The following is an 18,192-nucleotide window of genomic DNA, read 5'->3' as shown; positions in this document are numbered from 1 at the left end:
GAGCCCGTGGTCTCGACGTCGTAGGGCGCGAAGCCGGTGTAGCGGGAGGGGCTGTCGTAAGCCATCGCGGACGAGATCGGAGCAACGCCAAGGACAAGGGCGGTGGCAAGAGCGGCGATACGGGTCTTCATGAAGGCTTGTTCTCTCCAGTTTCGTACGAACCAAGTCTCTGGTCCGTTTCTGTCTGTCTGAACTGAAGATAGGAAGCCGTTTTCATTCTCGACGTGCGGTCAGGCACATGGAGATCAGGATTAAACGCGGTCTTACCGACCGATAGATCATCGTCCGTCAATCTCATCATGAATACAATTCCTGGCGAGTTGCCGGACGAACCCATGGAAGCAACGTGAAGGGGGGCGTCGTCATCGAGCCTGAGGTGCATTTATGCGGCGCACAGAGGTGGTCGGGCGTCCGGTTCGTCGGCCGGGAAATCGCCGGCAGCACTCCCGTTGTCGCGATCAGGCCGTCTCCCCGATCAGCGGGTTCCAACGCCCGACAGCCAACACCTGAGCCTCCGGTCTCGTTCCTCTGGTATATTGAATAATCTTCTTGGTGCTCAATCCACGAATGAGATATAGACTATAATCCATAACAAAAATTTCAACTTTGCTGGGGAACGTCCTTGTTATGAAAGACTTATAGCCGGACTGTGCGGCTTGTGAGCACATGATCGGAAGTCTAAGATGAAGACCCTCGCACTGGTTCTGGCCTCTGGCATGATGTTGGCCAGCTTTTCCATCGGTTCCGCCTCGGCCGCACCCGGAATGACGCATGCCGAGCGGATGCGCGCCAGCTCGTCGATCGGCTACGCCGGCAATTACAAGGCCCGCAAGCATCACATGCGGCACCATGGTCATCGCCACGACGCGATCCACCATTCCCGCGCCAACCGGACCCATCACACCCGCAACCGCATGATGCATGGCGACCCGAACGCGCGGAACCCGATGCAGCCCGGCTACGCGCAGCAGCGCGGCACCACCTCGGGCGGCCCGGGCTACTGAGCCCGGTTCGGCAGATCCGAGGGCGGCGGTTCCATCGCGGCGCCGCCGCCCGATCCAGCATGTCCTTGAGCAAGGTGGCGGCTAGACCCCACGCCCACCAGTGCGTCCTCACCACCCGGCTTAGTCGCTCCCACCCCTCCTTGTTTGGGGGGGGGCGCACGGCGCGATTTCGGGAAATGGTCCTTGCCACCATCCGGCGGCGGACGAATTGAAAGGATGATCCGAACCGATGTCGATGAAGAGATCATGCGCGGCGCTCGCCGTCTTCGGGGCCGTCCTGATCGGCGGAGCAGCGGACGGGGCACAGGCCGCCAACCGCTCCGGTCTGTTTCAGGCCAAGGCGCACCGGTATTCCTGCAGCCCGCCGCTGAAATTCGCCGCCGGCGCCTGCGTGAAGCGCTGTCCGGCGGGTTACAGGGATACGGGGCGGTACTGCCGCTTCCGGAACATGAGCCGGTAGGAAGGGGCGCGGCCTCCGTCCGGCGGCCCCGGGGGCGCAGCGCCCAGGAGGACGGAACGAGCATGGACGCCATCACGATCCTCGACGCGCCCCGCTGCCACCTCGGCGAAGGCCCCTGCTACGATCCCCGCACCGGAACCGCCTGGTGGGTCGACATCCTGGAGCGACGCCTGTTCGAGGCACCCCTTGCGGGCGGCCCGGCCCGGATTCACGCCCTCCCGCTGATGGCGAGCGCCGTGGTGGCGGTGGACGAAGACAGGCACCTGCTGGCGGCCGAGGACGGGCTCTATCTACGAACCTTCGGCGACGGCAGCCTGGCCCGGCTCTGCCCGCTGGAGGCGGAGGATGCCGGTACCCGCTCCAACGACGGCCGGGTCCATCCCTGCGGCGCCCTCTGGATCAGCACCATGGGGCGTAACGCCGAGCCGGGGCGCGGCGCGATCTACCACGTGGCCGGCACTCGGGTGACGCGTCTCTTCGGCGGCCTCACCATTCCGAACGCCATCTGCTTCGCGCCCGATGGCGCGACCGGCTACTTCGCCGACACCGATGCGGGCCTTCTCAAGCGCGTCGCCCTTGATCCCCGCACGGGTCTGCCGATGGGCGAGCCGGCCACGCTCTACGACCATCGCGGCGGAGAGGGCGGCCTGGACGGAGCCGTCGTCGACGCCGAGGGCCGCATCTGGTGCGCCCGCTGGGGCGGCGCCTGCCTCGACGCCTACAGCCCGGACGGCGAGCGCCTGCGCACGCTTCCGCTGCCGGTGAGCCGGCCCTCGTGTCCCACCTTCGCGGGGTCCGGCCTCGACCGTCTCCTCGTCACCAGCGCCTACGAGGGCATGACGACCGAGGAGCGCGCCGCCGACCCGGAGCACGGCCGCACCCTCGTCGTGCCGGTCGGGGTGCGGGGCCTCTTGGAGCCCGCCTTCAGGCTTCGGGCCTGAGACCGGCGGGACTTCATCGAGTATCGGCGTTTAGATCGCAGGTCGCCCGCCGATGGCGCGAGGCCGCCGACCATCTCGGCGGTCTTGCGGTTCCGGCCGGGGCGGTGGACGATCGGCCTTATTTCCGCCGCCGGGTACCGCCTCTGAGAGCATGATCCGCGACCCTCCAGATTTCATCGGCATCATGAACCGCGCGCCCACGAGTGAGCCCGCACGAGCGACCGCGAGGGAGACGGAGGCCGCACGCCTACGCGCTCTCGATCGCTACCGCCTGCTCGACACGCCGCGTGAGCAGGATTTCGACGAGATCGCGGAAGCGGCCGCCGAACTCTGCGAGGTACGGATCGGCGTCGTCAACCTGATCGGGGACGGCCGCCAGTTCTTCAAGGCCGAGGTCGGGCTCGGCGTCCGCGAGACGCCCTTGGGGACGTCGTTCTGCCGGCAGGCCATTCTGCAGCAGGACTTCCTGTACGTGCCGGACGCCACCCGCGACCCGCGCTTCGAGGACAATCCCCTCGTCACCGGCGAGCCTGGCCTGCGGTTCTACGCGGGCGCGCTGCTGCGGACGGCCGAGGGACATCCGATCGGCACCGTCTGCGTCCTCGACACGAAACCGCGCGCACTGACCGAACGACAGCGCCGGGGCCTCGCGCGCCTGGCGCGCCAGGCGATGGCGCAGATGGAACTGCGCCGCTCGCTGCGCGAGCAGGAGGAGCAGCGCCTCCTGCAGGAGCGGATCCTCGACAGCGCCACCGATCACGCCATCGTCGCCACCGATCCGCACGGCCGCGTCACCCGGTGGAGCGCCGGCGCCGAGCGCATCCTGGGCTGGAGCGAGTCCGAGACGCTCGGCGGATCGGTCGAGATCCTGTTCACGCCCGAGGATCGGGCGAGCGGGCGGGCGCAGCGCGACATGCAGCTGGCGCTGGAGACCGGCAGCGCCCCCGACGAGGGCTGGCACCTGCGCAAGGACGGGCGCCGCTTCTGGGCCAGCAGCGAAACGATGCCCCTGCGGTCCAGTGAGGGCGAGACCCTGGGCTTCGTCAGGATCCTGCGCGACCGGACCGGGCAGCGCGAGGCCGACCGGGTGCTGGAGGCGAGCGAACTGCGCTACCGCTCCCTGGTGGAGGTCAGCCCGCAGGTAGTGTGGTTCGGCGATGCCGAGGGCAACGTCACCTACTGCAATGCCTACTGGTACGCGTTCACCGGATTGCCCCCGGGGGAGGCCGGCGAGGCGAGCTGGACGTCGGTCGTCCATCCCGATCATCGCGAGGCCATGCGCCGTGCCCGGCTCTCCGCGGCGGCGTCGGGGCAATCCTACGAGGTGGAGTTTCCGTTGCGGCGGGCGGACGGCGCGTATCGCTGGTTCCTGACCCGGGCCAAGGCGGTCCGGGACGCCGACGGAACCCTCCTGAGCTGGATCGGAACCTCGCTCGACATCCACGACCGCAAGGAGGCGGAGGTCGCGCTCCGGAACGCCCAGGAAAAGCTGGGTCTCGCCGTGGCCGCGACCGGGACCGGCGTGTTCGACTACGACCTCGTCGCGGACGTGCTCGAGTGGGACGGGCAGACCCGCGCGCTGTTCGGGCTGCCGCCCGGGGCGCCCGTGAGCTACGCTGTCTTCCTTGCGGGCCTGCATCCCGACGACAGGGCCTGGGTAGACGCTGCCGTGGCCGCAGCCCTCGACCCGGCGGGGAGCGGCACCTACGACATCGCCTTCCGGACGCTCGGCATCGGGGACGGCATCGAGCGCTGGGTGGCCGCCAAGGGCCAGGCCCTGGTCGAGAACGGGCGCACGGTGCGCTTCATCGGCACCACCCGCGACGTCACCGAGGCGCGGCGCGCGGAGCAGGCTCTGCGCGACACCGAGGAGCGCTATCGTCTGGCCGCGCGCGCCACGAACGACGCCATCTGGGACTGGGACTTCGCCACCAACCACGTCCTGTGGAACGAGGCGCTCCAGGCCGCCTACGGCTATGCGCCCGATGCCGTCGTGCCGACCGGCGACTGGTGGATCGGCCGGATCCACCCCGAGGATCGGCCCCGGATCGACGCCTCCATCCACGCGGTCATCGACAGCGACCGATCGGCCTGGAGCGACGAGTACCGCTTCCTCCGGGCGAACGGGACCTACGCGCACGTCCTCGACCGGGGATACGTCATCCGGGGAGGCGACGGTGTCGCCAGGCGGATGATCGGGGCGATGCTGGACATCTCGGAGCGCAAGCGGGCCGAGGAGCACCAGCGCCTGCTCACCGGCGAATTGCAGCACCGCGTCAAGAACACCCTCACGCTGGTGCAGGCCATCGCCAGCCAGACCCTGCGAGGCAGCACGGACGTCGCGGAGATGCGTGAGGCCTTCGCGGCGCGCCTGATCTCCCTGGGGCGGGCCCACGACATCCTGACCCAAGCGAGCTGGACCGCCGCACCCATCGCAGAGGTCGTGGATGGGGCGCTCTCCGTGCACCGGGGCGGCACGGGCCTTCGCCTGCGCGCCAGCGGCCCGAACGTGCTCCTGGCGGCCAAACCGGCCCTCTCGCTCGCCCTGGCGCTGCACGAACTCGCCACCAACGCGGTCAAGTACGGGGCGCTGTCGAACGAGACCGGCATCGTCGAGCTGCGCTGGCACGTGGTGCACGAATCCGACGCCCCGCGCTTCTGCCTGACCTGGTCCGAGCAGGGCGGCCCGCCCATCCTGAGCCCGCCGGCGCGCAAGGGATTCGGCTCGCGCCTGATCGAGCGCAGCTTCGCCGCCGAGGTCGGCGGCGAGGTCACGCTCGCCTACGCCCCGACCGGGCTCGTCTGCCGCCTGGAGGCGGCGCTCGCATCGATGCAGGAGGCCGTCGATGCCGCGGCAGCTTGAGGGCCGGCGCCCGCTGCGGCCCGGCGTGCCCTGGCGGGGGCCTGACATCGGAACGGGCTGCGCATGTCGCTGACCAAGCGCATCGTCGGTCTCGTTTCCCTGGCGCTGCTGCCCGCCCTCGCGATCCAAGGCTACAACGAGTACGCCCTGCGGGCCGCCCGGGGCGATGCCGTGCGCGGTGAGGCGATACGCACTGCCCGCGGCGTCGCGGCCGATCTCGGCCAGTTCGGGCGCGGAACGCGACAGGTGCTCGGCGTGCTCGCCGAGGTCCCGGAGATCCGCGACAAGGACCCCGCACCCTGCACGGCCTACCTCAAGACCCTTCTGGGCAAGGTGCCCGGCGCGTTCTTCTTCGGCGTGGCCGACGCAGAGGGCCGCATCGTCTGCAATACCCTCGGCTCGGCCCGCGGCGCCTACGCGCTGGCCGATCGGGGCTACTTCCAGGACGCGATGCGCACCGGCGGCCTCGCCATCGGCGACGTCGTGACCGGACGCGTCACCGGTGTTCCGACGATGCAGTTCGCCCAGGCCATCCCCGGCCCGGACGGCCGCCCGGACGGGATCGTCATCGCCAGCGTCGACCTGACCTACCTCGCCGAACACCAAGCGCGCGCGGGCCTGCCGCCCGACGCCACCCTCACGGTCGTGGACCGCAAGGGCACCGTCATGATCCGGGTTCCGGACCATGCGACCTGGGTCGGCCGCAGCCTGCCGCCGGAGTCCTTCGCGGCCCTGGCGGCGAACCGCGGCGGGGTCGTCGACCTGCCCGGCCTGCGGGGAAACCTGCGCATCACCGGCATCGCGGCCCCCTCGCCGGACGATCTCGATGGCGTGACCGTCGCCGTCGGCCTCTCGCCGAGGCTGGCCTATGCGGACATCGATGCGGCCACGCGGCGCGGCGCGATCCTGATCGTCCTCGGCGCCCTGATGGCGGTGGCGGCCGCCCTCCTCGCCGGGCGCGCCTTCATCCGCCAGCCCGTGCGGCGCCTGCTCAAGGCGGCCGCGGCCTGGCGGACGGGGGATCTCACCGCCCGGACCGGCCTGTCCGGTTCGGGCGAGTTCGGCCAGCTCGGCGAAGCGTTCGACGCCATGGCGGCCGGACTCGAGAAGCACGAAGGCGCCTTGCGGGCCGAGATCTCCCGGAGCCACCTGTTGCAGGAGCGTCAGACGATGATGCTGCACGAGCTCAACCACCGGGTCCGCAACACCCTGACCACGGTCCAGTCCCTGGCGCGCCAGTCGCGCCGCACCGACGCGACGGGCGAGCGCCTGGAGGGGCGGATCATCGCCCTGGCCAAGACCCACGACCTGCTCTCGCGGGACGCATGGGCCGGCGCCTCCCTCAAGATGCTCCTGGAGAACGAGTTGGCGCCCTTCGTCGACGCGCGCCAGGACCGGTTCCTCATCGAGGGGCCGGACATCGACCTGCCCCCGCGCTACGTCCTGGCGCTCGGCATGACGCTGCACGAACTCACCACGAACGCCGCCAAGCACGGGGCCCTCTCTGTGGAGGGCGGACGCGTGGAGATCACCTGGCGGGTCGAGGCCGGGAGCGACGGGTTGCGCCGGCTCGCCCTGGACTGGCGCGAGAGCGGCGGCCCCCCGGTCGTGACCCCGCCTGGCCGCGGGATCGGCACGCGGCTGATCAACGGGGGCGTGGGCCACGAACTCGGCGGAACGGTGAAGCTCCACTTCGACGCTGGCGGGCTGCACTGCACCCTGGCGGTGCCCCTCGACGCGCAGGATCGCTTCACCTCGTTCCGGGCGGATTCCGGACCGCCGCGATCGGCGGCCTGAGGAACGCGGTCCACACCGTGTTCCCTGCCGGTAATTCGCGCTCCGTCCGGGTCGGTTCTCGGCGGATCGATGGGCCCATCGACGGCCGAACCTCCGGTCGGGTCGCGTTCTCAGACTTCGGTGGCGGCGAGAGATGCCGCGTCGTCCGCCGATGGTTTTCCCACGATCGGAACCGGAGCCGCGGCGCTCAGCCCGTGCGGCGCGGCCGTTCCGCCGAAGCTTCGACCCGGCTGCCGCCGAACACGGCCTGCTGCCGCAAGGGCAGCCGGGACAGGCTGTCGACGAGGCGCGGGGCCACGGGGGCGCTCGCAGCGTCGAGGACGGCGCGGTGCTCCGGCGCGAGCGTCAGCCCGAGGGCCGCCACGTTGTCGTCGAGTTGTGCCGGCCGGCTCACGCCCATCAGGGTGGCGTCCACGCCCGGCCGGCCCACGACCCAGGCCAGGGCGACCCGCGCCGCGGGCTGCCCGATCGCGTCCGCCACACCGCGCACGGCCTCGACGATGTCCCAGTTGCGTGGGGTGAACAGGCTGTCGCCGAACGGGTTGGCGCCGTCCAGGCGCCTGTCGTCCTCGGGCCGCGCCTGCCCGGCCTCCGCCGGGTCACGTGGCAAGCCCGCCCCGCGTGCGGGCGCGGCCGCGACGGCGGCGCGATCGTACTTGCCCGTCAGGAGTCCGTAGGCGAGGGGCGACCACGGCACGAGGCCCATCCCGAACGCGGCGGCGAGGGGGACGTGCTCGTCCTCGACCTCGCGGTTCACGAGGGCGTAGAAGTGCTGCAGGGCGATGGGTCCCGGCAGGCCGCGCACCGAGGCCAGGGTCGCGAGTTGGGCGGCGTACCAAGCGGGGGTGTTCGACAGGCCCCAGTAGCGGGCCTTCCCGCTCCGCACGAGGCCCACCATGGTCTCGAGAAGTTCCTCGGCCGGCGTGATCCCGTCCCAGGCGTGCAGCCAGTACAGATCGACGTAGTCGGTCCCGAGGCGGCGCAGCGATCCCGCGATGGCCGCGTGGAGATGCTTGGCGCCGCAACCGCCCGTATGCGGCCCGTGTCCGGTGGCGAACCCCGCCTTGGTGGCGAGGACGATCCGGTCGCGCAGGCCGCGTTCGGCGATGAAGCGGCCGACCATCGTCTCGCTGGCGCCGCCCGCATAGACATCGGCGGTGTCGACGAAGTTGCCGCCGCCCTCCACGTAGGCGTCGAACACGGTACGGCTGCCGCCCGCGTCGAGCCCCCAGCGCGCCGTGCCGAACGTCATGGTGCCCAGAGCGAGGGGGCTCACCGCCAGCCCCGAGCGGCCCAGCGTCCGATAATGCGTCAGATCCATTGTTGCACCCACCTGAAAACTCCCCCGAGGGGTAGCCCGGCGTCGCGATGGGGATTAGCCCTGTCGGACGGCATGGGTCCGTGAGCGGGATGCAGCAATGCGGCGCGGCGACCTCGACGATCTGTCCGCGTTCGCGGCGGTGGCCCGCACCCGCAGCTTCACGCGGGCGGCGGCCGAACTCGGCCTGTCGCCCTCCGCGCTCAGCCACGCGATGCGCGGGCTGGAGACCCGCCTCGGGGTGCGCCTTCTGGCGCGCACGACGCGCAGCGTCGCCCCGACGCCCGCCGGCGAGCGCCTGCTGCGCTCGCTGGGTCCGGCGCTGGCGGAGGTCGATCGGGGCCTCGCGGCCTTGGCCGACTGGCGCGGCACGCCGTCGGGCTCCCTTCGGATCACGACGTTCGCCTATGCCGCGCGCGCCATCCTCGCGCCGTCCCTTCCGGGGTTCCTCCTCGACCACCCGTCCGTCACGGTCGAAATCGTCGTCGACGACCGCCTCGCCGACATCGTCGCGGCCGGCTTCGATGCCGGGATCCGCTTCGGCGAGACCGTGGAGCGCGACATGGTCGCGGTGCGGGTCGGACCCGATGAGCGAACGGTGGTGGTTGGCACGCCGGGATACTTCGCGGACCATCCCCGGCCCGAAACCCCGGCCGATCTGGAGGCCCACCCGTGCGTCAACTACCGCCTGATCGGCGGCGGCGGCCTCCTGCCGTGGGAGTTCGCCCGGGACGGCCGCGCGATGCGGGTACGGGCCGCCGGACAGTTCGTGGTGAACGATGGCGCCCTGGCCGGCGCCGTGGTCAGGGCGGGCGCGGGGCTCGGCTACATGATGGAGAGCGAGGTCGCGGCGGATCTCGCCGCCGGTCGGCTTGTGCAGGTGCTGGAGGATTGGTGCCCGCCCTTCCCGGGCTGCCACCTCTACTATCCGGACCGGCAGGTCACGCCAGCGCTACGCGCCCTGATCGACGCACTGCGCTGGCGGGGCGAGATCTCGCCATAGGATCGCGATTGGCTCAAGAGAGCCCCGATGGCGATCCCTTCGGTGTCAGGCAAATCTACGGACGACGAACCGTTCCAGGATCAATCCGAATGCGACGGACCCCATGCCCCACATGAGGACGTAGAGATAGTCGACCTCGATGCCCAGGTTTGGGTCGTAGGCGAGGCGTGTCCACTCGACGATCTGAACGATCGGAGACCATTTCAAGATCTCATAAAGTTCGTTCGGAAGCAGGTGTGGTACGAACGCTACCCCGCATGTAATATAGAGTACAAGCATTGGTACGACGTAGCCCAGGATCCAGCCTGGAAAGAACGACACGATTCCAACATTTACAATCCCGATTCCGATCCCCAGGAGTGTCGCCGCCGAATAGGCGCAAATCGCCACGACGGGCTCGGCCGGGATGACATGTTCTCCCAGCGCGGTAAGAATGGCCATCACGACCAAGAGGCAGGTGAAGCCTTTGACAACTTCGACGAGGACCCGTGCGACGACGATGTCGAAAAGCTTCACCTGCGGATAATAGATCAGCGGCTTGTTCGCCATAAGCGCCTTCATGATCTCGCGCGACATGTATTGGAATGTCAGCGCGGGGACGCATCCTGTCGCCACGAACATGAGTGGGCTGTCGCCCAACGGAGATGGCAAGCCCCGAAAGGCCATGATTCCGACGATGATGAAGATGTGCGCCACCGGCCATAGGACCAGAACGGCGTACCCCCAATGCGAGCCGCCGAACCGCGTCCGCATATCACGCAGGACGAGCGCACGGATCACGTGCGCATAGACGTCCATCCTGCTCATTCCAGCCGGCTGGCTTGCACCGGGCAGTTCCATGGGGGTCAGCGTCCTTCGATCCGGTGTCTGCGTTGGCGCCCCATTGAGACATAAGTGCGGCCTGGCAGATCGGCGGTAGCAGCGCCTGCCGGATCTCGCGCGCACCGAGGACGCTCACACAAAAGGATGACGCTGCGACCGGGTCTCGGCGTCGCAGGTGACGGTGATCGCAGTGAGAACGCGTTTGTGGTGTCGCCATCTAAGGGTGGATCGCGGTCCGGACCCGATCCGCTCTGCCAAGCCTTGCCTCAATATCTTAGGCACGCGTCGATTCCGGTCTTCACGATGAAGGCACAAGTTCATTCCGGCGTGCCCGAGCATCGATGACCTCCGTGGCGTGAGGCCATCCGGGAGAGATGAGGCTGTGCAGGGTGTCGCCGACCCCGCACAGCCAACGGCCAGGGCTTACTCTGCGAGTTCACGCATGACCCTGATCAGGTCCGATTTGCCCTCGAAGCCGATGCCGGGAAGCTCGGGCATGACGATGTGCCCGTCCTCGACCCGCACCCCGTCGGGGAAGCCGCCATAGGGCTGGAACAGATCCGGATAGCTCTCGTTGCCGCCGAGGCCGAGGCCCGCCGCGATGTTGAGCGACATCTGGTGACCGCCATGCGGGATGCAGCGCTTGGGCGACCAGCCGAACTGCTCCAGCACGTCGAGGGTGCGCAGATACTCGACGAGGCCGTAGGACAGCGCGCAGTCGAACTGCAGCCAGTCGCGGTCGGGCCGCATGCCGCCGTAGCGCAGCAGGTTGCGCGCGTCCTGGTGCGAGAACAGGTTCTCGCCGGTCGCCATCGGTCCGGGATAGAACTCGGACATCGCCGCCTGCAGGGCGTAGTCGAGGGGATCGCCGATCTCCTCGTACCAGAACAGCGGATACTGGCGCAGCATCTTGGCGTAGGCGATAGCGGTCTCGAGGTCGAAGCGTCCGTTCACGTCCACGGCGAGCTGCGCCTGCGAGCCGATCTCCTTCAGCACGGCCTCGATGCGGCGCTGATCCTCCGCGATTGGGACGCCGCCGATCTTCATCTTCACGACATTGTAGCCGCGATCGAGATAGCCGCGCATCTCGGCGCGTAGCTGGGTGTCGTCCTTGCCCGGATAGTAGTAGCCGCCGGCCGCGTAGACGAAGACACGCGGGTCGGCCTCGATGCCCTTCTGCTCGGCGAGCATCCGAAACAGCGGCTTGCCGGCGATCTTGGCGGTGGCGTCCCAGATCGCCATGTCGAGGGTGCCCACCGCCACAGAGCGCTCGCCGTGGCCGCCGGGCTTCTCGTTGGTCATCATCGCCGCCCAGAGCTTGTGCGGGTCGAGGTTGTCGCCGGCCTCGTTCAGCACGCTCGCCGGATCGGCCTCGAGGATGCGGTTCCTGAAGCGCTCGCGGATGAGGCCGCCCTGGCCGTAGCGGCCGTTGGAGTTGAAGCCGTAGCCCACCACCCGGCGGCCGTCGCGCTCGACGTCTGTGACCACGGCCACGAGGCTGGCGGTCATCTTCGAGAAGTCGATGTAGGCGTTGCGGATGGGCGAGGCGATCGGCTTGGTGACCTCGCAGACGTCGACGATACGCATGTGGTTCTCCTTGAGATGCGAAGGGGTTCGCGTGGGGCGGGAGGGGGATGGAAGCAGTTTGGGGATCTAGTGGGCGGCCGCCACGGGGCGGGGCAGGGCAGGCCCGGCTTCCGTCTCGGGAACGACGTCCTCAGCGGCGGCCGCGCGGTCGCGGTAGGCCGCCTCCGCCTTGTCGCGGTCGAAGGCGCCTTCCCACTTGGCGACCGCGATCGTGGCGACTGCGTTGCCGATCAGGTTCGTCACCGCCCGCGCCTCGTTCATGAAGCGGTCGACGCCGAGCAGGAGGACGAGGCCGGCGACCGGGACGGTGTGGATGCTCGACAGGGTGGCGGCGAGGGTGACGAAACCGGCGCCGGCGACGCCGGCCGAGCCCTTGGAGGTCAGGAGCAGCACCCCAAGGACGAGCAACTGGTCGCCAATGCCGAGGGGCGTGTTGGTAGCCTGCGCCACGAAGATCGCCGCCATGGTCAGGTAGATGCAGGTGCCGTCGGCGTTGAAGGTGTAGCCCGTGGGCAGCACGAGGCCGACGACCGACTTCTCGCAGCCGAGCCGCTCCAGCTTGGCCATCATCCGCGGCATGACGGCCTCGGTGGAGCAGGTCCCGAAGGTGATCAGGATCTCGTCCTTGAAGAAGCCGAGGACCTTGGTGAGTGAGAACCCGGTCCAGGCGCAGACGGAGCCGAGCACGAGGACCACGAACAGGATCGACGTGGCGTAGACACCGAGCATGAGGTAGGCGAGCGACCAGACCGTGCCGAAGCCATACTTGCCGATGGTGAAGGCGACGCCCGCCCCGGCGCCGATGGGGGCCAGCCGCATCACCATGGCGACGATGCGGAACAGCGCGTCCAGCAGGCTGTCGACGACGACGACCACCGGCCGGCCGCGCTCGCCCGCCTGAACGAGAGCCAGGCCGAACAGCAGCGAGATCAGGATGATCTGCAGCATGGCGCCCTTGGCGAAGGCATCCACCATCGTGGTGGGGATGATGTCCATGAGGAAGCCGACGATGCCGGGTTGCGCCTCCGCACGCTTGGCGTAGGCCGCGATGGCGCTGCCATCGATGTGCGTGGCATCGATGTTCATGCCGGCGCCCGGCTGCATGACGTTGACGACGACGAGCCCGATGACGAGGGCCAGCGTCGAGACGACCTCGAAGTAGATCAGCGCGCGCACGCCGATGCGCCCGACTTCCTTCAGGTTGCCCATCTTGGCGATGCCGACGACGATGGTGCCGAAAATGACCGGCGCGAGCAGCATCTTGATCAGCTTGATGAAGCCGTCCGCCAGGGGCTGCAGGGTCACCGCGACGTCCGGCAGGAAGTACCCGATAAATCCGCCAAGGATGATCGCGATGAAGACTTGAACATAGAGCCGGTTGAGCCATGACTTCATGCCGTGCTTCCTCCTCTTGCTGCTTCTCGGGCAACTTGATCTGCAATCCCTCTTGCGGGGTGTGATGCCTCCCATACGTCTGGACACCCGCGCTCGGCCAATGCCATGTTCGGTACGCGCTATGCGTGAACGGCACAGAGATGGAACTCGACTGGCTGAAAGACTTTCTCGCCCTGGCCGAGCAGAAGACGTTCTCACGGGCGGCCGAGGGCAGGCATGTGTCCCAACCGGCCTTCGGTCGACGCATCCGCGCCTTGGAGGACTGGATCGGAACGCCGCTTTTCGTGCGGGGCGCCCAAGGCGCGAGCCTCACACCGGCCGGCGCACACTTCGAGCCGGCAGCCCACGCGCTCATGCGCAGCCTGGAGCGGGCTCGACGCGAGGCGCGGACCGTCGGCGCCCAGGATACGGCGACGCTCTCGATTGCGGCGACCCACGCTCTGTCGTTCACGTTCTTCCCGAGTTGGGTCCGTCAGGTCATGCAATCCCGGACCCTCGGCACCCTCAATCTCGTGTCCGACAGCCTCGAAGCCTGCGAGCAGATCATGCTGTCCGGCGAGGTGCACTTCCTGCTCTGCCATTTCCACAGGGACGCGCCGACGCGGTTCGAGGCTGGCCGGTTCGAGAGCGTCGGCGTGGGCGACGACGTGCTCGTTCCGCTCTGCGCACCGTCCGGATCGGGCCAACCCACCTGGTCGCTGCCGGGATCGCCTGCAGACCCGGTTCCTCACCTCGCCTACAGCCAAGCCTCAGGACTGGGTCGCATCCTCGGGAACTGCCAGACCAGGGAGCCGCTCCACCTCGCGACGCGCTTCACCTCGCACCTCGCCGCAACGTTGACGACCATGGCGCGCGAGGGACACGGCGTCGCCTGGTTACCGCGAACGGTTGCGGCGGATGATCAGGCCTGTGGTCGCCTCGTCCGTGCTGGGCCCGAACATTTCGATGTGCCGATCGAAATCAGGCTCTTCCGATCGCTGGAATGTCGCAACCACGCAGCCGACGCGCTTTGGGCCTACCTGAGCGATCCGCCAGCCTCATAGTTCGGAGGCGCAATTCGGCGAGCCAAGCTGTCGGTGTTCGGTGGACGTCCGCTTTCGGGAGGCGAGCCGATCACCGTCCATGGCAATATCGGGCCGATACCGGACTGACCGGGCCGAGTGGTAGCCGGACGCTCGCCTTTGCGCCCTGAAGCGGATCTTCCGCCTCCAACCGACCTTGTCTTTGATGCCGGTTCACGCTGTCCCGCGAAGCGGACAAACGCGACAACGTTCCGGCGAGCAAACGCGGTGTCGATCGATCGCAATCAAAAGATGCAACATGAGTTGTATAAAATACGATTGAAGTCTCTATCACTATCTATCGCTGAGCAATGCATTCTGGGCTCACCGGATGGGGAGCGGCCGTCTTGACGGTCTTCGCCCCTCACATCACTCCACCAGGAAGTCCAGACCATGCTCGCTCGCATCCTCGATACGCTGTGCGTCCATACGCTGAGTTCAGCGACCTTCGGGCGGGTGGTGCGCGCGGTCATCGTCTTGGCGTCACGAGATGCGTCGCACTATCGCGAGGCTGCCACCGGCGCCGGCACGATGATCCCGGTCCCGTAACCGAATGTATCACCGCGAGGCGGCGCGCTCATGCCGCCCGAGCGAGATCCCCCTCGATCTCGGTAAGCACGCGTTCCAGCGCCGCGAAGCACTCGAGGTCGAAGGCCGTGCCGAGGTCGGCCCGCATGACGTCGAGGGCTTTCGCGACGGGCATTGCCTTGCGGTAGGGGCGGTCGGCGGTCAGCGCGTCGAACACATCCGCGACCGAGACGATCCGGGTTTCCAGCTCGATTGCTTCGGCAGTGAGTCCGCGCGGATAGCCCCGGCCGTCGAGACGCTCGTGATGAGCGCCGCCGATGCGGGCCATCTCGCGGAAGACGGCGACGCGGGTGAGGATGCCCTCCGAGAGCACCGCATGGTTGCGCATATCCTGCCACTCGGCGTCGTCGAGCTTGCCATTCTTGTCGAGGATCGAGTTCGAGACGCCGAGCTTGCCGACGTCGTGCAGCAGCGCGGCCCGACGCAGCCAGCGCCGGCGCTCCACCGGGAAGCCGAGTTCAGCCGCGATCAAGTCGGCGTAGACCGCCACGCGCTCCGAATGCCCAGACGTGAAGGGGCTCTTGGTGTCGATGACCTTGGCGAAGGCTCGGGCGATGTCGTCGAGATAATCCTCGTCCACAACGACGGCGCGTTGCGCGGGTTCGAGGGCGGTGACCGCCTCGGTGATCGTCTCGGAGCCGAGCATCTCCCAGAAGCCGGGCATCGCCGCCGCCCGTTCGAAGCAGGCCACCGCGTGGGGATCGAACCAGGTGCCGCTGCGGCCCCGCGCCTCGGCGACTGCGGCCTCGCGGCCGGCCGCTCTGTGGAACACGTCGACGACCTGAGCCAGGAGCGCGATGCGGGCATAGAGCGGAATCGCCGGCCCCGCTCGGCGGTCCGGGCGGCCCTTACCGTTCCAGTGCTCGTCGAGGGCGTGGATCGCATCGCAGACCTCGGGCGGGAAGCGCAGTTGCGCGGCGATCTCGGCGCCCCGCTGGCAGCGGGTCTGGATTAGGTCGTCGGTGATCGCGCCGCCATTCTGGAGGATGTTGAGGACCGCCCTGAAGCGTTCGGCCAGACCCGCCTTGAGGCCGGTATGGGCGAAGACGAAGCCGAGCACCTTCGGCAAGCTGTCGCTCACGGTCTTGAAGTCGCGCTTGAAGCTCAGGTCATCGGAGAGATAAAGCTCGCAGATCCGCGCTGCGTTGCTGGAGCAGCCGAGGTCCTTGAGCATCACCGTGTAGTAGAGTTCCCAGAGCTGGTTCTCGGTGAGACCCATCTGCCGACCGATATGCATGCCGATCCAGGTCGCGCGCACGCAATGCCCGATCGGCTGGCCTTCTGTCAGGTCGAGGGCATGGCTCAAGGCGCCGAGTACCTCCGAGAGCTGAACCGTCCTGGCCTGCCTGTCGTCGCCTGATACGATCCGCATCGTTTTCGTTCAGCCCTCTGTCATGTCGGCGTATGGCTATCTGCAGAACCTGATCAAAGCGTTGCGCGGGCGTCACGTCCGAACCGGACAACGCAGGGCCGTGTCGGCACGCCAAGCATCCTGGGCATCTCACGCGAGCGAACGACGATTTCGGCGCGGCAGAAGCATCAGCGTCGCGGCTCGGCCTTCCGGACGCTGGTCGCCGCGTATCCGCGCCCACATTCCGGTGACGCGGTGGAGACATTCGAGTGGTCAGCGTAGCAACCCGTTAGTTCTTAGTATGCATAAAATTTGGCGACGACGATCAAGCCGGGAACGCTCGCCGATGCTTCTCTTGCAACGCCTTGCGCGTCAGTTTCGATCGGCTCGCACCTGGATTGGACTCGGGATCCTGGCGCCCCTCGGTATGCTGGTGATCTCCGGGCTGATGCTGCTCGACCTGCGCCGCGACGCCTGGGACAAGGCCGAGCAGACCTCACGCAACCTGCTGCAGGTCATCGAGCGCGACATCGCCCGTAACGTCGAGATCTTCGACCTGTCGATCCAGGCCGTCGTTGATAACCTCCACGCGCCGGGCCTCGACGCGGTCGACCCCGCGATGCGCCAGCTCGTGCTGTTCGATCGCGCCGCGACAGCCCGCGACCTGGGCGTGATGCTCGTCATCGATGAGCGGGGCGACATCGTCGTTGACGCCGGCGCCGTGCCCCCGCGCAAAGGCAGCTACGCGGATCGGGAATACTTCCAAGTCCACAAGGGGCGGGCCGACCTCGGTCTCTACGTCGGCAGGCCCATCGTCTCGCGCCTGACGGGCGAGCCCATGCTGCCGTTCAGCCGGCGCATCGCCAAGCCCGACGGCTCTTTTGGAGGCGTGGTGCTGGGCAGCCTCAAGCTCAGCTACTTTTCGCGCCTGTTCGATCAGATCGGCCTCGGTCCCGAGGGGGGAATCAACCTCTACCTGCGCGACGGCACCCGCATCATGCGCTATCCCCATGAGGCGGCCGACATCGGCGTGAGCATCGCCGGTTCGTCGAACTTCGAGCGGTTCGTGAGCGCACGCAACGGCGCATTCATCGGAACGTCGGTCCGCGACGGTGTCGAGCGCCATTACGCCTTTACTCAGGTCGGTGACTTGCCGCTCGTGCTCAACGTCGCCCTCTCGACGCGGGATGTCGAGGCAGAGTGGCGGGCCAAAGCCCTGGGTATCGGTGCGACGGTCCTGATCTTGTGCGGGCTGACCATCGGGCTGGCACTTCTGTTCGGACGCGAGTTGAGTCGACGGGCGGCGGTGGAAATCAAACTCGCGCACCTGTCGCGTACGGACACCCTGACCGGGCTACCGAACCGCCGCCAGTTCGACGAGGTCTTCGCGCAAGCCTGGAAGAGCGCGCGCCGGACGGGTAAGCCGCTCTCGCTCCTCATCGTCGATGCCGACCACTTCAAGCGCTACAACGATCGCTATGGCCATGCGGTCGGTGACGCGGTGCTCAAGGGTCTGGCAAACGGCCTTGCGGGGAGCGTGCACCGGCCGAACGACCTCGTCAGCCGGATCGGCGGCGAGGAGTTCGCCCTCCTGCTGCCCGATACCGACGAGGCAGGGGCGCTACGCATTGCCGAGGCGGTCCATGCGCAGGTCGCAGCTCTGACGGTCGGGTCGGCCGGCATTGGCGCTGGCGCGGTGACTGTGAGCATCGGCTTGGCCTTGCCAGGGGACCGTGATGCCGAGGCATCCGACCTTTATCGCCGAGCCGACGAGGCGCTCTACGTGGCGAAGGCGCGTGGACGCAACCGTACGGAGCGTGCACCCAGCACCGGCAATGAGCGCATAGGCATGTTGCGGGTCATCTAGGAGCTTGTCCGAGTAAGGGGATTGAAGCCGAGGTTGGAGGGGCGAGACCAGAGCCGGTGAGGGCGGATCGGCGGCCTCATCGGCCGGCCTGTGCCAGTTTCAGGAGGTTGTGGGCCGTGCAGATCATCGCCCATT

General features: G+C 68.1%; 14 protein-coding genes. 9 read left to right on the top strand and 5 right to left on the bottom strand.

Annotation, left to right across the window (positions count from 1 at the left end):
• Window positions 1-683: 683 nt before the first annotated feature.
• The 5 genes from MKK58_RS22710 to MKK58_RS22690 all read left to right on the top strand — a co-directional run bounded on the left by MKK58_RS22710 (window position 684) and on the right by MKK58_RS22690 (window position 7,065).
• Entirely contained in the window at window positions 684-1,004 is a 321-nt protein-coding gene (locus MKK58_RS22710; protein ID WP_243915073.1) for a hypothetical protein, read from the top strand.
• A gap of 235 nt (window positions 1,005-1,239) precedes the next feature.
• Window positions 1,240-1,464 (top strand): hypothetical protein, encoded by a 225-nt coding sequence (locus tag MKK58_RS22705; RefSeq protein WP_243915072.1) that lies wholly within the window; start codon window positions 1,240-1,242, stop codon window positions 1,462-1,464.
• Between the two features lie 62 nt (window positions 1,465-1,526).
• Complete coding sequence (locus MKK58_RS22700; RefSeq protein WP_243915069.1) at window positions 1,527-2,405, top strand: SMP-30/gluconolactonase/LRE family protein; 879 nt, start codon at window positions 1,527-1,529, stop codon at window positions 2,403-2,405.
• Between the two features lie 184 nt (window positions 2,406-2,589).
• Window positions 2,590-5,268: a PAS domain-containing protein gene (locus MKK58_RS22695; protein ID WP_243915074.1), complete on the top strand. Its 2,679-nt coding sequence runs from the start codon at window positions 2,590-2,592 to the stop codon at window positions 5,266-5,268.
• A 63-nt stretch (window positions 5,269-5,331) separates the two neighbouring features.
• Entirely contained in the window at window positions 5,332-7,065 is a 1,734-nt protein-coding gene (locus MKK58_RS22690) for a sensor histidine kinase (RefSeq protein WP_243915067.1), read from the top strand.
• A 187-nt stretch (window positions 7,066-7,252) separates the two neighbouring features.
• Here the strand turns inward: MKK58_RS22690 and MKK58_RS22685 are convergent, their stop codons facing one another.
• Window positions 7,253-8,386: an aldo/keto reductase gene (locus MKK58_RS22685; RefSeq protein WP_243915065.1), complete on the bottom strand. Its 1,134-nt coding sequence runs from the start codon at window positions 8,384-8,386 to the stop codon at window positions 7,253-7,255.
• Window positions 8,387-8,483: 97 nt separating this feature from the next.
• On the opposite strand from MKK58_RS22685, the gene MKK58_RS22680 reads away from it, so the two are divergent.
• Window positions 8,484-9,386, top strand: coding sequence for a LysR family transcriptional regulator (locus MKK58_RS22680; RefSeq protein WP_243915063.1), 903 nt, complete (start codon window positions 8,484-8,486; stop codon window positions 9,384-9,386).
• A 45-nt stretch (window positions 9,387-9,431) separates the two neighbouring features.
• Here MKK58_RS22680 and MKK58_RS22675 read toward each other — a convergent pair whose 3' ends face one another.
• The 3 genes from MKK58_RS22675 to dctA form a co-directional block, all read right to left on the bottom strand.
• On the bottom strand, window positions 9,432-10,226 hold the full coding sequence (locus MKK58_RS22675; protein ID WP_243915061.1) for an ABC transporter permease: 795 nt from the start codon (window positions 10,224-10,226) through the stop codon (window positions 9,432-9,434).
• Between the two features lie 405 nt (window positions 10,227-10,631).
• Window positions 10,632-11,795, bottom strand: coding sequence for a mandelate racemase/muconate lactonizing enzyme family protein (locus tag MKK58_RS22670; RefSeq protein ID WP_243915059.1), 1,164 nt, complete (start codon window positions 11,793-11,795; stop codon window positions 10,632-10,634).
• A 66-nt stretch (window positions 11,796-11,861) separates the two neighbouring features.
• Window positions 11,862-13,190: a C4-dicarboxylate transporter DctA gene (gene dctA / locus MKK58_RS22665; RefSeq protein ID WP_243915057.1), complete on the bottom strand. Its 1,329-nt coding sequence runs from the start codon at window positions 13,188-13,190 to the stop codon at window positions 11,862-11,864.
• 140 nt (window positions 13,191-13,330) lie between these two features.
• On the opposite strand from dctA, the gene MKK58_RS22660 reads away from it, so the two are divergent.
• Complete coding sequence (locus tag MKK58_RS22660) at window positions 13,331-14,233, top strand: LysR family transcriptional regulator (protein ID WP_243915055.1); 903 nt, start codon at window positions 13,331-13,333, stop codon at window positions 14,231-14,233.
• 411 nt (window positions 14,234-14,644) lie between these two features.
• Window positions 14,645-14,800, top strand: a complete 156-nt coding sequence (locus MKK58_RS22655; RefSeq protein WP_243915054.1) for a hypothetical protein — start codon at window positions 14,645-14,647, stop codon at window positions 14,798-14,800.
• A gap of 28 nt (window positions 14,801-14,828) precedes the next feature.
• Here MKK58_RS22655 and MKK58_RS22650 read toward each other — a convergent pair whose 3' ends face one another.
• Window positions 14,829-16,211: an HD-GYP domain-containing protein gene (locus MKK58_RS22650; RefSeq protein ID WP_243915053.1), complete on the bottom strand. Its 1,383-nt coding sequence runs from the start codon at window positions 16,209-16,211 to the stop codon at window positions 14,829-14,831.
• A 325-nt stretch (window positions 16,212-16,536) separates the two neighbouring features.
• Here MKK58_RS22650 and MKK58_RS22645 point away from each other — a divergent pair, with 325 nt between their 5' ends.
• Entirely contained in the window at window positions 16,537-18,057 is a 1,521-nt protein-coding gene (locus MKK58_RS22645; RefSeq protein ID WP_243915052.1) for a sensor domain-containing diguanylate cyclase, read from the top strand.
• Window positions 18,058-18,192: the final 135 nt, after the last annotated feature.

It is taken from the genome of Methylobacterium sp. J-078, assembly GCF_022829285.1.
Lineage (GTDB): Bacteria > Pseudomonadota > Alphaproteobacteria > Rhizobiales > Beijerinckiaceae > Methylobacterium.
Note: the sequence above shows the minus strand (reverse complement) of the source record. Positions and strands in the feature narration are given on the sequence as shown.

What these genes read in the sequence shown, in the direction of transcription:
- MKK58_RS22710 (WP_243915073.1), top strand. Translation starts at nt 684, where the DNA reads ATGAAGACCCTCGCACTGGTTCTGGCCTCTGGCATGATGTTGGCCAGC.
- MKK58_RS22705 (WP_243915072.1), top strand. Translation starts at nt 1,240, where the DNA reads ATGAAGAGATCATGCGCGGCGCTCGCCGTCTTCGGGGCCGTCCTGATC.
- MKK58_RS22700 (WP_243915069.1), top strand. Translation starts at nt 1,527, where the DNA reads ATGGACGCCATCACGATCCTCGACGCGCCCCGCTGCCACCTCGGCGAA.
- MKK58_RS22695 (WP_243915074.1), top strand. Translation starts at nt 2,590, where the DNA reads ATGAACCGCGCGCCCACGAGTGAGCCCGCACGAGCGACCGCGAGGGAG.
- MKK58_RS22690 (WP_243915067.1), top strand. Translation starts at nt 5,332, where the DNA reads ATGTCGCTGACCAAGCGCATCGTCGGTCTCGTTTCCCTGGCGCTGCTG.
- MKK58_RS22685 (WP_243915065.1), bottom strand. Translation starts at nt 8,386, where the DNA reads ATGGATCTGACGCATTATCGGACGCTGGGCCGCTCGGGGCTGGCGGTG.
- MKK58_RS22680 (WP_243915063.1), top strand. Translation starts at nt 8,484, where the DNA reads ATGCGGCGCGGCGACCTCGACGATCTGTCCGCGTTCGCGGCGGTGGCC.
- MKK58_RS22675 (WP_243915061.1), bottom strand. Translation starts at nt 10,226, where the DNA reads ATGGAACTGCCCGGTGCAAGCCAGCCGGCTGGAATGAGCAGGATGGAC.
- MKK58_RS22670 (WP_243915059.1), bottom strand. Translation starts at nt 11,795, where the DNA reads ATGCGTATCGTCGACGTCTGCGAGGTCACCAAGCCGATCGCCTCGCCC.
- dctA (WP_243915057.1), bottom strand. Translation starts at nt 13,190, where the DNA reads ATGAAGTCATGGCTCAACCGGCTCTATGTTCAAGTCTTCATCGCGATC.
- MKK58_RS22660 (WP_243915055.1), top strand. Translation starts at nt 13,331, where the DNA reads ATGGAACTCGACTGGCTGAAAGACTTTCTCGCCCTGGCCGAGCAGAAG.
- MKK58_RS22655 (WP_243915054.1), top strand. Translation starts at nt 14,645, where the DNA reads ATGCTCGCTCGCATCCTCGATACGCTGTGCGTCCATACGCTGAGTTCA.
- MKK58_RS22650 (WP_243915053.1), bottom strand. Translation starts at nt 16,211, where the DNA reads ATGCGGATCGTATCAGGCGACGACAGGCAGGCCAGGACGGTTCAGCTC.
- MKK58_RS22645 (WP_243915052.1), top strand. Translation starts at nt 16,537, where the DNA reads ATGCTTCTCTTGCAACGCCTTGCGCGTCAGTTTCGATCGGCTCGCACC.